The organism is Streptomyces chromofuscus, assembly GCF_015160875.1.
Taxonomy (GTDB): domain Bacteria; phylum Actinomycetota; class Actinomycetes; order Streptomycetales; family Streptomycetaceae; genus Streptomyces; species Streptomyces chromofuscus.
In genome coordinates this window covers 4,681,669-4,695,751 of record NZ_CP063374.1, presented here as the reverse complement: position 1 = coordinate 4,695,751, position 14,083 = coordinate 4,681,669, and the positions used below count along the sequence as shown (strand labels likewise).

Below are 14,083 nucleotides of genomic sequence, written 5' to 3'. Positions count from 1 at the left end.
AGCCGGCCGCGCAAGCAGCCGGAGCCGGCGGGCGTCGCCGGCGACGCACACGACTACGCCCACGCACGCGAGGCATCGCACGCACGCGAGGGCACGGACGCCGCGACGCAGGCGACGCCCGTGACGGACAACGACGACGACGAGCGAACACAGCAGACCTAGGAGAACGGGGACCAAGCCAATGGCCACGGAGTACGGACAGGGCTACGGACACCGGAGCGGGCCGTCCGACTGGGGTGCGGAAGGCGACGTCGAGCGGCGGTACCGGCTGCCCGCCGGGCTGCGCGCGCCGTTCGAGGGCCGCACCTGGCGAGAGTTCGCCTACGTGCTGCTCAGCCTGCCGATCAGCGTGCTGATGTTCACGTACGCCGTGACGATGCTCTCGCTGGGTGCGGGCCTGCTGGTGACCTTCCTCGGCATACCGGTGCTGGCGGCGGGCCTGGCCGGCTGCCGGGGCCTGGGCGCGCTGGAGCGGGCGCGGGCGCGCGGGCTGCTCGGGCTGGACGTGGCCGACCCGGAGCCGCTGCGGGTGCGCCGGAGCGGCGTGATGGCGTGGATGGGCGCGGTCCTCAAGAGCGGCACGTCCTGGCGGCACCTGCTGTACGCGGTACTGCACTTCCCGTGGTCCGTCTTCTCCTTCGTCGTCGCGGTGAACTTCTGGGCGTACGGCTGGGCGCTGCTGACGTACCCCCTGTGGTTCTGGCTCTTCCCGATGTACGGCGGACAGGACGGGCTGCAGCTGTACGGCGACGAGACGCACCACATCTATCTCGACAACCCGTTCGAGGTCACGGTGACCGCGCTGGTGGGGCTGCTGTTCACGCTGGCCACGCCGTGGATCGTGCGCGCGCTCACGCTGGTGGACCGGTTGCTGGTGCACGGGCTGCTGGGCCCGTCGCGGCTGGCCACGCGGGTGGTGGAGCTGGAGTCGGACCGGGGAGTCGTGGTCGACACGGCGGCCGCGGACCTGCGGCGCATCGAGCGCGACCTGCACGACGGGGCGCAGGCCCGCCTGGTGGCGCTGGCCATGGATCTGGGGCTGGCGAAGGAGAAGCTGGCCGAGGATCCGAGGGCGGCGGCGCGGATGGTGGACGAGGCGCACGGCGAGGTGAAGACGGCGCTGCAGGAACTGCGGGACCTGGCGCGTGGCATCCACCCGGCGGTCCTCACCGACCGCGGCCTGGACGCCGCCCTGTCCGCGGTCGCCTCGCGCTGCACGGTGCCCGTGCAGGTGGAGGTGGATCTGGCGTCACGGCCGGCGCCGGCGATCGAGGGGATCGCCTACTTCACGGTGTCCGAGCTGCTGCAGAACATCAGCAAGCACGCGCAGGCGACCTCGGCGGCGGTGGATGTCTGGCGGTCCGAGGACCGGCTGATGTTGCAGGTCATGGACGACGGCGTGGGCGGGGCCGAGGCCGGTGCGGGCGGCGGTTCCGGGCTGGCCGGGCTCGCGGAGCGGCTGGACGCGGTGGACGGCATATTGGTGGTCGACTCGCCGGCGGGCGGCCCCACCCGCATCACCGCGGAACTGCCCTGGCGCGGGTGATCCACCCGGCGCCGTCACAGCTCACAGCCGGCTCGCACTCAGGCATCCCGCCTTCCCCCGAAACCTGAAATGCTGGACGGGTCGTCGGGGCGGAGTCGAGCAGCGGGGGGCCGAGGATCGTGGAGGACAGGGTGCGGGTGGTCATCGCCGAGGACTCGGTGCTGCTTCGGGAGGGCCTGACCCGGCTGCTCACCGACCGTGGGCACGAGGTCGTCGCCGGAGTCGGCGACGGAGAGGCCTTGATCAAGACCGTGACGGAGCTGGACGCCGAGGGCGGCCTGCCGGACGTCGTGGTCGCCGATGTACGGATGCCGCCGACGCACACGGACGAGGGCGTCAGAGCGGCGGTGCAGCTGCGGAAGGCGTATCCGGGACTCGGCGTGCTGGTGCTGTCACAGTACGTGGAGGAGCGCTACGCCACCGAACTGCTGGCCGGTTCCAGCCGCGGGGTCGGGTATCTGCTGAAGGACCGCGTCGCGGAGGTGCGGGAATTCGTGGACGCCGTCGTGCGGGTGGCTCAGGGGGGCACGGCCCTCGACCCGGAGGTCGTGGCGCAGCTGCTCGGCCGCAGCCGTAAGCAGGACGTGCTCGCCGGGCTCACGCCGAGGGAGCGCGAGGTTCTGGGACTGATGGCCGAGGGGCGGACCAATTCCGCGATCGCCAAGCAGCTGGTGGTCAGTGACGGCGCGGTGGAGAAGCACGTGAGCAACATCTTCCTGAAGCTGGGCCTGTCGCCGAGCGAAGGGGACCACCGCCGGGTCCTCGCGGTCCTCACCTACCTCAACTCCTGAGGTAGGCCTCAGTAACTCCTGAGGTGGGCCTCAGTTCTCGACCGTCCGGAGTCCTCCGAGGCCCACTGCGGTCCCTGATCGGCACGGCCCGGCCGTGACGGCCGTCTCACCCCGTCCGAAGGAGGTGCGGCGAGCCACCAATGCAGGTAGTCATCATGCGAATGGCCGAGGGATGGCGAGCCGTGCGGACGTAGGGTTGGTCCTGGGAGCACCCTGTGGGGTCGGGCCCGACAGCCGCCTCGAAGGAGGTCCAGTTCAGTGACGAGCCAGGTCAGTAGCCCAGCGGAGCAGGCCGACGGAGCCGTCGTGGGAGAGCAGCGCAAAGCGGCCGGCGTCAAGGACGTCCGCCGTCTCGACCGAGTGATCATCAGGTTCGCGGGGGACTCGGGTGACGGTATGCAGCTCACCGGTGACCGCTTCACCTCGGAGACGGCGTCGTTCGGCAACGACTTGTCGACGCTGCCGAACTTCCCCGCCGAGATCCGGGCGCCTGCCGGGACGTTGCCGGGTGTCTCGTCGTTCCAGCTGCACTTCGCCGACCACGACATCCTCACGCCCGGTGACGCGCCGAACGTGCTGGTGGCGATGAACCCGGCGGCGTTGAAGGCGAACGTGGGGGATCTGCCGCGGGGTGCGGAGGTGATCGTCAACACGGACGAGTTCACCAAACGGGCGATGCAGAAGGTCGGCTATGACACCAACCCGCTGGAGGACGGCTCGCTCGACGGCTACCACCTGCATCCGGTGCCGCTGACGACGCTGACGGTGGAGGCGTTGAAGGACTTCGACCTGTCCCGCAAGGAGGCCGAGCGCAGTAAGAACATGTTCGCGCTGGGTCTGCTGTCGTGGATGTATCACCGGCCGACGGAGGGCACGGAGAAGTTTTTGCAGTCGAAGTTCGCGAGGAAGCCGGACATCGCGGCGGCGAACATCGCGGCGTTCCGGGCGGGCTGGAACTTCGGTGAGACGACGGAGGACTTCGCCGTCTCCTACGAGGTCGCGCCGGCGGCGAAGGCGTTCCCGGTGGGCACCTACCGCAACATCTCGGGGAATCTGGCGCTGGCCTACGGGCTGATCGCGGCGAGCCGGCAGGCGGATCTGCCGCTGTTTCTGGGCTCGTATCCGATCACGCCGGCGTCGGACGTTCTGCACGAGCTGAGCCGGCACAAGAACTTCGGGGTGCGGACCTTCCAGGCGGAGGACGAGATCGCGGGGATCGGTGCGGCGCTGGGTGCGGCGTTCGGTGGTTCGCTGGCCGTGACGACGACGTCCGGTCCGGGGGTGGCGCTCAAGAGCGAGACGATCGGGCTGGCGGTGTCGCTGGAGCTGCCGCTGCTGGTGGTGGACATCCAGCGCGGCGGCCCGTCGACGGGGTTGCCGACCAAGACGGAGCAGGCGGATCTGCTGCAGGCGATGTTCGGCCGCAATGGTGAGGCGCCGGTGCCGGTGGTGGCGCCGCGTACGCCGGCGGACTGTTTCGGGGCGGCGCTGGAGGCGGCGCGGATCGCGCTGGCCTACCGCACCCCGGTGTTCTTGCTGTCGGACGGTTACCTCGCCAACGGCTCCGAGCCGTGGCGGATCCCGGAGCTTGGGAGCTGCCGGACTTGAGTGTGCAGTTCGCGCAGGGCCCGAACCACACGCTGGGTGACGGCAGCAGGGTGTTCTGGCCGTACAAGCGTGACCCGCACACCCTGGCCCGGCCGTGGGCGGTGCCGGGCACGCCGGGTCTGGAGCACCGCATCGGCGGCATCGAGAAGCAGGACGGCACGGGCAACATCTCCTACGACCCCGCCAACCACGACTTCATGGTCCGCACCCGCCAGGCCAAGGTCGACGGCATCGACGTCCCCGACATCGAGGCCGACGACCCGGACGGCGCGAGGCTGCTCGTCCTGGGCTGGGGATCCACCTACGGGCCGATCACCGCGGCGGTACGGCGGCTGCGTGCGGCCGGGCATTCCGTCGCGCAGGCGCACCTGCGCCACCTCAACCCCTTCCCGCGGAATCTCGGCGCGCTCCTGCGGCGGTACGACAAGGTGGTGATCCCCGAGATGAACCTCGGTCAGCTCGCCACGCTGATCCGGGCGAAGTACCTGGTGGACGCCCACTCCTACAACCAGGTCAACGGCATGCCGTTCAAGGCCGAGCAGCTGGCCACGGCGCTGAAGGAGGCCATCGATGGCTGAGACGTCCCTGGAAGGCACCGGCACCGTCGAAGCGCTCTCCTGGTCCCCAGGGCCGAGGGCCGGCAGTCGATGAAGGACTTCAAGACCGACCAGGAAGTGCGCTGGTGCCCCGGCTGCGGCGACTACGCGATCCTCGCCGCGGTACAGGGCTTCATGCCCGAGCTGGGCCTGGCGAAGGAGAACATCGTCTTCGTCTCCGGCATCGGCTGCTCCTCCCGCTTCCCGTACTACATGAACACCTACGGGATGCACTCCATCCACGGCCGCGCCCCCGCCATCGCCACCGGCCTGGCCACCTCCCGCCGCGACCTGTCCGTCTGGGTCGTCACCGGTGACGGCGACGCGCTGTCCATCGGCGGCAACCACCTCATCCACGCCCTGCGCCGCAACGTCAACCTCAAGATCCTGCTGTTCAACAACCGCATCTACGGCCTGACCAAGGGCCAGTACTCCCCCACCTCCGAAGTCGGCAAGATCACCAAATCGACCCCGATGGGCTCGCTCGACGCCCCCTTCAACCCGGTGTCCCTGGCCATCGGCGCGGAAGCCTCCTTCGTCGCCCGCACCGTCGACTCCGACCGCAGACACCTCACCGAGGTCCTGCGCGCGGCCGCCGCCCACCCCGGCACCGCGCTGATCGAGATCTACCAGAACTGCAACATCTTCAACGACGGCGCCTTCGACGCCCTGAAGGACAAACAGCAGGCCGAGGAAGCCGTCATCCGCCTCGAACACGGCCGGCCGATCCGCTTCGGCCGCGACGACACCCGCGGCGTGGTACGCGACCACCACACCGGCGACCTCAAAGTCGTCACCGTGACACCCGCGAACGAGGACCAGGTCCTCGTCCACGACGCGCACGCCGACTCCCCGACCACCGCCTTCGCCCTCAGCAGACTCGCCGACCCCGACACCCTGCACCACACCCCGATCGGCGTCTTCCGCTCCGTCGACCGCCCCGTCTACGACACACAGATGGCCGACCAGCTCGACACCGCCGTCGAACACCACGGCAAGGGCGACCTCGCCGCACTGCTCGCGGGCGGCGACACCTGGACGGTCGTCGGCTGAGCTGTCGCCGGTCGGGAGATCGCCGGCAGCCGTCGCCGGCCGAGCGACACGACGCGGAGGAAGGCACAGGCCCGGGCTCTAGGCCCGGGCCTCGTCGTATGCCTTGCGCGCCTGCTCCACCTCCCCCATCCGCCGCTCCGTCCACAGCGCCAGCGACCGCACCTGCTCCGCGGCCTCGCGGCCGAGGTCGGTGAGGGAGTAGTCGACGCGCGGCGGGATGACGGGCTGGGCGTCGCGGTGGACGAACCCGTCCCGTTCCAGGGTCTGCAGCGTCTGGGTGAGCATCTTCTCGCTGACCTGCCGGACCTCGCCGATCGCCCGGCGCAGCTCACTGAACCGGTGGGGCCGTTCCAGCAGTCGGATCAGCACCAGTACGCCCCAGCGGCTGGTGACGTGCTCCAGGACCAGCCGGTACGGGCACATCGCCTCGTCCCCCGACCTGCCTCCGCTCTCTGCCATGCCCGTACCTTACTTCAAAGTGGGTACTTTCATAGAGTTAGTGCCCCTCCTAGGGTGAGTGCGACGTCCCGTCCTACCACTTCCACGGAGGAACCCCCCATGAGCATCGTCGTCACCGGAGCCACCGGACACCTCGGCCGCCATGTCGTCGAGCAACTGCTGGACAAGGTCCCGGCCGACCAGGTCACCGCGGTCGTCCGGGACGCCGGGAAGGCCGCCGACCTCGCGGAGCGCGGGGTGAGGATCGCGCTCGCCGACTACAACGTGCCCGCGACCTTCGACGGCCTGTTCTCGGCCGGCGACAAGGTGCTGCTGATCTCCGGCAACGAGTTCGACAAGGGCCGGGCGGCTCAGCACAAGGTCGTGATCGACGCCGCGAAGGCCGCCGGCGTGGCCCTGCTCGCCTACACCAGCGCCCCCGGCAGCCTCACCGCCGCGCTGGCCGACGACCACCGCGCCACCGAGGACGTGATCCTGGAGTCGGGCGTGCCGTACGTCCTGCTGCGCAACGGCTGGTACCACGAGAACTACACCGAGAACCTCGCACCGGTGCTTGAGCACAACGCGGTCGTCGCCGCCGCCGGTGAGGGCCGCCTCGCGTCCGCCTCGCGCGCCGACTTCGCGGCCGCCGCCGTGGCGGTGCTGACCGGCGAGGGACACGAGAACCGGACGTACGAGCTGAGCGGCGACGAGGCGTGGAGCTTCGCGGAGTACGCGGCCGAGCTGAGCCGGCAGACCGGCAGGGAGATCACGTACAACCCGGTGTCGGTGGAGACCTACCAGGGCATCCTGACCGGCGCCGGCCTGCCCGAGCCGCTCGCCGCGGTGCTCGCGGGCGTGGACGCGTCCATCGAGCGGGGGGAGCTGGCCGGGCGCACCGGCGACCTGTCGCGGCTGGCCGGACGTCCGACCACCCCGCTCTCCGAGGCGCTCGCCGCCGCGCTGAAGGGCTGACTCGACCCAGCTCAAGGGCCGGCTCGTCCCACCAGTCACGCCTGTCATGACCGTATGGCGATACGGCCATGACAGGCGGGGCCGGTCGGCGTTACCTTCGTGCAGGCGGGCTGACGCGCGAAGGAGGAGCCGGTGACCCGGAAGACGAGGGGCGAACGCCACATAGGGCTGCTGAACGGTTTCGCGGCCTATGGGATGTGGGGACTCGTACCCCTGTTCTGGCCGCTGCTGAAGCCCGCCGGGTCGGTCGAGATCCTGGCCCACCGGATGGTGTGGTCGCTCGCCTTCGTCGCCGTCGCGCTGCTGTTCGTACGACGCCGGCGGTGGGCAGGTGAGCTGGTGCGGCAGCCGCGCCGGCTCGGGCTCGTCACCGTCGCCGCCGCCGTCATCACCGTCAACTGGGGCGTCTACATCTGGGCGGTGAACAACGGCCAGGTCGTCGAGGCGTCCCTCGGGTACTTCATCAACCCGCTCGTCACCATCGCGATGGGCGTGCTCCTGCTGAAGGAACGGCTGCGGCCCGTGCAGTGGGCGGCTGTCGGGATCGGCTTCGCGGCCGTGCTCGTGCTCACCATCGGCTACGGCCGTCCGCCATGGGTCTCGCTCGTCCTGGCCCTCTCCTTCGCCACCTACGGCCTGGTGAAGAAGAAGGTCAACCTCAGCGGCCTGGAGTCGCTGACCGCCGAGACCGCGATCCAGTTCCTGCCCGCGCTCGGCTATCTGCTGTGGCTGACCGCCGAGGGCAGGTCGACCTTCCACACCGAGGGCGCCGGGCACGCGGCGCTGCTCGCCGCGACCGGCATCGTGACCGCGCTTCCGCTGGTCTGCTTCGGCGCGGCCGCGATCCGCGTGCCCCTGTCGACGCTGGGGCTGCTGCAGTACCTGGCCCCGGTGTTCCAGTTCCTGCTCGGCGTCCTCTACTTCCGCGAGGCCATGCCGCCCGAGCGCTGGGCCGGGTTCTCGCTGGTCTGGCTGGCGCTGACGCTGCTCACCTGGGACGCGCTGCGCACGGCACGCCGGGCGGCCCGCACGCTGAGGGCCGAGAAGATCGTGCCGGCCGCCACCATCGCGACCGGCACGGTCAGCGCCGCGCGGAACGCGCAGAGCGTGGCTTCCGTGCCCGATCCGGTCGTCGACGCCAGGCCGTAGACGGCGGTCACCGCGGAGATCCCGATCGCCGAACCGAACTGGGTCGCGGTGTTCAGCAGTCCGCTCGCGAGGCCCTGCTCCTCCTCCGCGACCCCGTCCGTCGCCGCGATGGTCAGCGGCCCGTACGCCAGGGCGAACGCGGTGCCGACGATGATCAGCGTCGGGAACATGGCGGCGTACGACCAGTCCATCCCGACCGGCAGGAACAGGGCGTAGGCGACGACCGCCAGGACGAAGCCGCCGAGTATCACGCGGGCGTTGCCGAAGCGGGCGACCAACTTCGGGGTGAGCGTCGGGGCGAGGACGGCGTCACAGCCCATGACGACCAGCGCGATCGCGGTCTGGAGCGACGACCAGCCGCGCAGCTCCTGCAGATACAGCGTCACCACCAACTGGAAGCCGAAGAAGGCCCCCACGAAGAGCAGTGCTCCGAGATCGGCGCGCACCACGGAGCCCTTGCGCAGCAGGCCGAGCCGGACCAGCGGTGCGGCGGCCCGCCGCTCGACGGCGACGAACGCGGCCCCGAGCGTCGTCGCGGCGAGCGCCGCGACGGCGGTGAGCGGCCAGTCGTGCAGACCGTGTTCCAGTCGTACGACGGTGTAGGCGGCCAGCAGCATGGCGCCGGCCGCGGTGACCGCGCCGAGCAGGTCGAAGCCGCTCCCGTCCCGCCGCACCGGACCCGCCGCGGGCACCAGGCGCACCGCCGCGACCAGCAGCGCCCCGGCCAGCAGCACCGGCGCGAAGAACACCCACCGCCAGCCGATCTCGGTGAGCAGTCCGCCGATGACCAGGCCCAGCGAGAAACCGCCGGCCGCGGTGCCCGCGAAGACCAGCAGGGCCTTGTTCCGCTGCGGGCCCTGCGGGTAGGAGGTGGTGATCAGGGACAGCGCGGCCGGGGTCATGAAGGCCGCCGCGACGCCGGTGACGAACCGGGCCACGACCAGCATCCAGCCGTCGGTGGCGAAACCGCCGAGTCCCGAGAAGAGCAGGAAGACCGTCAGCCAGGTCAGGAACATGCGGCGACGGCCGAGCAGGTCCGCGGCGCGTCCGCCGAGCAGGGTGAAACCGGCGTAACCGAGGACGTACGCGCTCATCACCCAGGCCGCGGTGCCGGTCGACAGCGCCAGGTCGGCCCTGATCGACGGGATCGCGACGGCCATCATCGCGACGTCGATACCCTCCAGAAAGATCGTTCCGCACAGGACGAGCAACAGAGCCCAGGCACGGGTGCCCATGGCAACACTCCCGGAGATGGACAGGGGTCGGTCACCGGACGGAGGGCCGGTTCCCTCCTGTGGGTCGGTTCCCTCTTGTAACCATGGCCAGCGTGCGGCAGCATCGATTGACATGGAAGTAGGCACTTCTAAGTCACCGAGTAACTGTGCGAGCACCGTGGACTACGGCGACGCCGACCCCTTCCAGTGGGACACCCGCGAGGGCTGCGAGGTACGGCAGATCCTCGACCGGGTCGCCGACAAGTGGTCCTTGCTCGTCATCGCCCTCCTGGAGAACCGGAAGCTGCGGTTCACGGAGCTGCGCCGGGAGATCGACGGCGTCAGCCAGCGCATGCTGACGGTCACCCTGCGCCAGTTGGAGCGCGACGGCCTGGTGCGGCGCACGGTCCACCCGGTCGTACCGCCGCGCGTCGAGTACGAGCTCACCCCCCTCGGCGGCACCCTGCACGCGACGATCCAGTCGCTGGTGCAGTGGACGGAACAGCACCAGCGGGAGATCGCCGCGGCGCGGGCGGCGTACGACGCGCGGGAGACCCAGCAGGCCTAGGCCGGCCAGGGCTTGCCGGACAGCGCCTGGTGAGCGGTGGTCCCAGGGATGATGCCGGGGGTGGACCTGCGGGCGCGGTGGGCGCGGACCTTCGCGCGGTTGCCGCAGTGCTCCATCGAGCACCAGCGCCGCCGCCCCGGCCGGGAGGTGTCGACGAAGAGCAGGAAGCAGTCGTCGGCGCCGCACTCCCGGATGCGGTCGGCGTACGGGCCGCTGATCAGGTCGATCGCGTCGCGTGCGACGGTCGACAGCAGGGCGGTGCCGGTCGCGCCCGGCGCCCAGACGCGGGTGCCGTCCGGGGCCAGGCGGGCGGCGAGCGGGGGCAGCACGGCGGCCTCGTTGACGACGTCCAGGTGCCGAGGACGGAGCGGGCGGCCGTGGGCGCGGTCGGCGGTGAGCAGCATCAGGGCGTCGCGCAGGGCGCGGGCCCGGGTGAGTTCATCCTCGGTGACGGTGAGATCGAGTCCGGCCGGGAGCCGGCTGCGTCCCGCCCAGGTCACCAGGTCGGCGGGCCGGTGCAGCACCTCGTACCGCGCGAGGGCGCCCGGGCCGCCCGTGGGCAGCAGCTCGAGGCAGAGGGCGCCGGGGTCGAAGCGGTAGGGGTTGCCCCCGTACGAGATCAGGGTCAGGCCCGGTGACGCCTGCTCCGGATTCGGCGCTTCCGATGGACGCTCAGTCACGTAACCACTATAACGGGTTACATGACTGAGAAGGCATCCGCACCCGTGCACTGGAAGCTCGTCGTCGACGCCGGCGACCCCCACGCGCAGGCCGACTTCTGGGCCGCCGCGCTGGGGTACGAGGTGGAGGACAACAGCGTTCTGATCGAACGGCTGCTGTCGCTCGGGGCGCTCCCGGTCGCCGCCACCGTGGACTTCCACGGCCGTCCGGCCTTCCGGGACCTGGTAGCCGTACGGCATCCGGACGATCCGTACGAGGAGGAGAGCGGCACCGGACTGGGGCGGCGGGTGCTGTTCCAGCGCGTACCGGAGCCCAAGACCGGCAAGAACCGGCTCCACCTGGACCTGCACCCTGCCGAGGGGCGGCGGGCGGAGGAGGTGGACCGTCTGCGCGGGCTGGGGGCCACTGTGCTGCGGGAGGTCAAGGAGGCCGGTGGGGAGTGGGTGGTGATGGCCGATCCGGAGGGGAACGAGTTCTGCGTGCACTGAGAGGGCGGGGGCTCCGGGGGCTGCGGGTCGCTGGGCTTGGATGGGGCGGGGCGACGGGCGTTGCGGGAGCATGGCAGGGCAGCCGGACGATGCACGGCAGCCGGCGGGCCGACGGGCGTTGCGGGAGGGTGGCAGGGGCGCGGAGACGCCGGCCGGGCGCGGGGGAGTTGCTGAGCGCCCGGCGGGGGCGCGGTCGTGGTCTGAGTCGCTCAGGCGTCGGGGGTCCGGCTCGCCCGTTCGGTGAGGCGGACCATGCGGGCGCGGGCCGATTCGAGTTCCTCGGCGTCGTCGGCGGCCGGACCGCCCTCGGCGGCCAACTCGCTCCACAGCCCGATCAGTTCCCGCCCCAGGTCAAGGCCGAGCGCGGGGTCGCGCACGGCCCGCCAGGCCGTTGCCGCGCTCTGCACGTTCCCGTAGGCGCCCTCCGCGTCGTGCTGACGGCGGTAAACACGGGCCACGTCCAGGGAGAGGCGGAAGGCACGGACCGGGTCGGCCGCCAGGTAGGCGATGTACGCGGTGAGTTCCAGCAGCCCGAGCAGTTCGGGGTGGTCCGGCGCGAGGGTGGCCGACGCCTCGGCCAAGGCCTGCTCCGCGAGGCCGGCGGCGGTGTCTATCCGACCGGCCGTCACGGCTTCGCCGATACGGGCCGTGGGCTCGGCGAGGAGGGCGGGTGCGGAGCTCGGGGCGTCCGCGGGCGCGAGGATGGCTTCGGCGACCGCGTCGAAGCCACGGGGTGGGGTGGGCTTCGGGTCGAGGTCCATGCCCAGGTCCGGTTCGGGTTTCGACCCTGACGCCGACCCCGACTCCATCTCCGGCTCCGGACCCGGGTCTCGCTGCGGCTCCGGTTCCGGCGTGACGAGCGGCTCCGGGTGCGGCCTCGCCCCCATGACCGGCGGCGGCCCGAACTCGCCCAGCGGTCGCGGCTCCTGGACCGCCCGCAGCCGGAAGGTCGGCGCCGACCCCGCCGTCGGCTCCGACGGCGCGCGCAACAACCGCGTCGCGTTGTCCTGCGAGGGCGGTGCGGGATGCGCGGACTGCGAGGGCCGCAAGGGCTGCGCCGACTCTGCTGGATGCGCCGACTGCACGGACTGTGCCGGACGCACCGGCTCGTGAGGCGGGTGGGGTGAAGCCGTCGCGGCCTCCCGCGCCGGCCCCGGCGCCGCCGGTACGGCTTGCTGCGCCGCCCTCGTCGACACGGGCTCCGCGGTGAAGCAACTCGACCCGTCCGGGTGAACCCGAAGCGGTACGACGTACCCGATCCGGTCGTCGTGGACCGTGGCGAGTACGGGCCGCCCGGTCGCCAGGGCGATGCGGTGGAGGTGGTTCAGAACCGTCTGCTGGAGTTCCTCGCCGGGCGCGGGGACGACCGGGACACCGCCGATCGAGGCGCTGCCGGTGCCGCCGACGCCCTGTCCGGCGCCGGGGACCCGGACGTCGATCACCGCACCCGCGGCCCGGTCCTGCTGTTCCCGCTTCTTCTCGCGGCCTGGTCGAGACATCGTTCCCTCACTCGCCGGCGTCCGCACCCCGGCGGACCCTACCGTCGAGTCTCACCGCTTCCGCCCGATCCACGCGTCACCGGGGCGTCACAGCCTCGTCCCAAGACCCGGCCCCCCCGTCACGCGGTTCTCCGCCGACGCGCGAAGATCGAGGAAGGACGGCCGACGAAGGAGGGGACCGGGCATGCGGACGGGCACGCGACAGGGACCGGAGATCTGGGTCCGCGGACCGGTGGCCGGGGCACCGGAGCCGGAGCCCGCCCCCCTCTCCGCCCGCACGGCCCGGCGCTTCTCCTGGGTCGGCACTCACGGCGGGTCGGGGGTCTCCACGCTGGCCACGGTGTACGGCGGTCAGGACTGCGGACGCGACTGGCCCGGCCCCGCCGACCCGCGCTCGGTGCTGCTCGTCGCCCGCACGCACGCGACCGGGCTGGCCTGCGCCGTCCACGCCCTCGAGACGTTCCGGCGCAGGGAGGTCCCGGCCGGACTCGATCTGGACGCCGTCGTCCTGGTCGCGGACGCGCCGGGTCGGCTGCCGCGCCCGCTGGCCCAGCGGATCAGGCTCATCGAGTCGGTCATCGACGTGTACCGGGTGCCGTGGGTGCCCGCGTGGCGGCTCGGCGATCTGAGCGGGCGCCCGCCTCGCGAGACCGAGCCGCTGCTCCGGCTGACGGCGACGATGCGCTGATGCACCCCCTCCGCCGAGCCACCACGGCACCGGGCGGCCCCGTCCCTCACCAGGCACTCTGGACGACGTCTACATGCGTGCGCATATACTGCACACGCATCAAGCCCTCGCACGCCGCACATCCCGTCCAGATCCTCACTGGGGGACCCCATGACCCGACGCTTCCTGTTCGTGCTGGGCAGCAGTCGCAGTGACGGAAACACCGAACTGCTGGCCCGCACGGCCGCCGAGCAGCTCCCCGCGGACGTCGAGCAGCAGTGGATCGACCTCTCCGCCCACCCGTTGCCCGACTTCGAGGACCTGCGGCACGACAGCGATCACGTCCGCCCCACGGAGGGCAACGTCGCGCTCCTGCTCGACGCCACGCTCGCGGCGACGGACATCGTGATCGCCTCCCCGCTGTACTGGTACTCGGTGTCCGCCCACGTCAAGCGCTATCTCGACTACTGGTCGGGCTGGCTGCGCACCCCCGGCATCGACTTCAAGGCGACGCTGGCCGGCCGCACGCTCTGGGGCGTCACCGCGCTCGCGCACGAGGAGACCGAGGTCGCCGACCCGCTGATCGGCACCCTCGGCAACTCGGCCGCGTACATGGGGATGCGCTTCGGCGGGGTACTGCTCGGCAACGGCAGCAAGCCCGGCGACGTCCTCAAGGACACCGAGGCCCTCACCCGCGCGAAGACGTTCTTCGCCCAGCGGGCCCCGCTCGCCCGTTTCCCGTACGAGGCCGCATGACCCCGGCGGCCGGTCCCCGTCCCAAGGTCACGCCGCGGACCGACGGGCCAGGTC

At 71.5% G+C, this 14,083-nt stretch carries 11 protein-coding genes and 3 pseudogenes; 10 read left to right on the top strand and 4 right to left on the bottom strand.

Annotated features, from left to right (window positions below; genetic code table 11):
- Nucleotides 1-181 precede the first annotated feature (181 nt).
- The 4 genes and pseudogenes from IPT68_RS21210 to IPT68_RS21195 all read left to right on the top strand — a co-directional run bounded on the left by IPT68_RS21210 (nucleotide 182) and on the right by IPT68_RS21195 (nucleotide 5,594).
- Nucleotides 182-1,546 carry a sensor histidine kinase gene (locus tag IPT68_RS21210; RefSeq protein WP_189700612.1) on the top strand — a complete coding sequence of 455 codons (1,365 nt, stop codon included), beginning with the start codon at nucleotides 182-184 and terminating at the stop codon, nucleotides 1,544-1,546.
- 131 nt (nucleotides 1,547-1,677) lie between these two features.
- The gene (locus IPT68_RS21205; RefSeq protein WP_308438815.1) at nucleotides 1,678-2,337 is read left to right on the top strand and encodes a response regulator transcription factor; all 660 of its coding nucleotides are present in this window, start codon (nucleotides 1,678-1,680) and stop codon (nucleotides 2,335-2,337) included.
- A gap of 258 nt (nucleotides 2,338-2,595) precedes the next feature.
- Nucleotides 2,596-4,523, top strand: a pseudogene (locus IPT68_RS21200) (2-oxoacid:acceptor oxidoreductase subunit alpha).
- Nucleotides 4,516-5,594, top strand: a pseudogene (locus IPT68_RS21195) (2-oxoacid:ferredoxin oxidoreductase subunit beta). The pseudogenes IPT68_RS21200 and IPT68_RS21195 overlap by 8 nt, the downstream one beginning before the upstream one ends.
- Before the next feature lie 78 nt (nucleotides 5,595-5,672).
- On the opposite strand, the gene IPT68_RS21190 reads toward IPT68_RS21195, so the two are convergent.
- Nucleotides 5,673-6,053 carry a winged helix-turn-helix transcriptional regulator gene (locus IPT68_RS21190; protein WP_189701388.1) on the bottom strand — a complete coding sequence of 127 codons (381 nt, stop codon included), beginning with the start codon at nucleotides 6,051-6,053 and terminating at the stop codon, nucleotides 5,673-5,675.
- A gap of 99 nt (nucleotides 6,054-6,152) precedes the next feature.
- Here IPT68_RS21190 and IPT68_RS21185 point away from each other — a divergent pair, with 99 nt between their 5' ends.
- Together IPT68_RS21185 and rarD are read left to right on the top strand one after the other, a co-directional pair.
- On the top strand, nucleotides 6,153-7,007 hold the full coding sequence (locus IPT68_RS21185; protein ID WP_189701387.1) for an SDR family oxidoreductase: 855 nt from the start codon (nucleotides 6,153-6,155) through the stop codon (nucleotides 7,005-7,007).
- Between the two features lie 195 nt (nucleotides 7,008-7,202).
- Nucleotides 7,203-8,156 (top strand): EamA family transporter RarD, encoded by a 954-nt coding sequence (rarD, locus tag IPT68_RS21180; protein ID WP_373300732.1) that lies wholly within the window; start codon nucleotides 7,203-7,205, stop codon nucleotides 8,154-8,156.
- An 80-nt stretch (nucleotides 8,157-8,236) separates the two neighbouring features.
- On the opposite strand, the pseudogene IPT68_RS21175 reads toward rarD, so the two are convergent.
- Nucleotides 8,237-9,316 (bottom strand): annotated as a pseudogene (locus IPT68_RS21175) (MFS transporter); the annotation flags it as partial.
- 187 nt (nucleotides 9,317-9,503) lie between these two features.
- Between IPT68_RS21175 and IPT68_RS21170 the strand changes: the two are divergent.
- Nucleotides 9,504-9,938, top strand: coding sequence for a winged helix-turn-helix transcriptional regulator (locus IPT68_RS21170; RefSeq protein ID WP_189701385.1), 435 nt, complete (start codon nucleotides 9,504-9,506; stop codon nucleotides 9,936-9,938).
- Here IPT68_RS21170 and IPT68_RS21165 read toward each other — a convergent pair.
- Nucleotides 9,935-10,618 (bottom strand): CGNR zinc finger domain-containing protein, encoded by a 684-nt coding sequence (locus IPT68_RS21165; RefSeq protein WP_228039793.1) that lies wholly within the window; start codon nucleotides 10,616-10,618, stop codon nucleotides 9,935-9,937. The genes IPT68_RS21170 and IPT68_RS21165 overlap by 4 nt on opposite strands.
- A gap of 21 nt (nucleotides 10,619-10,639) precedes the next feature.
- On the opposite strand from IPT68_RS21165, the gene IPT68_RS21160 reads away from it, so the two are divergent.
- Nucleotides 10,640-11,107 (top strand): VOC family protein, encoded by a 468-nt coding sequence (locus IPT68_RS21160; RefSeq protein WP_189701384.1) that lies wholly within the window; start codon nucleotides 10,640-10,642, stop codon nucleotides 11,105-11,107.
- 209 nt (nucleotides 11,108-11,316) lie between these two features.
- Here the strand turns inward: IPT68_RS21160 and IPT68_RS21155 are convergent, their stop codons facing one another.
- Nucleotides 11,317-12,606, bottom strand: a complete 1,290-nt coding sequence (locus IPT68_RS21155; protein ID WP_189701383.1) for a tetratricopeptide repeat protein — start codon at nucleotides 12,604-12,606, stop codon at nucleotides 11,317-11,319.
- Between the two features lie 184 nt (nucleotides 12,607-12,790).
- Here IPT68_RS21155 and IPT68_RS21150 point away from each other — a divergent pair, with 184 nt between their 5' ends.
- A complete protein-coding gene (locus tag IPT68_RS21150; protein WP_189701382.1) occupies nucleotides 12,791-13,294 on the top strand; it encodes a DUF6668 family protein in 504 nt (167 codons plus the stop codon).
- Between the two features lie 150 nt (nucleotides 13,295-13,444).
- Nucleotides 13,445-14,029, top strand: coding sequence for a flavodoxin family protein (locus IPT68_RS21145; RefSeq protein ID WP_189701381.1), 585 nt, complete (start codon nucleotides 13,445-13,447; stop codon nucleotides 14,027-14,029).
- Nucleotides 14,030-14,083: the final 54 nt, after the last annotated feature.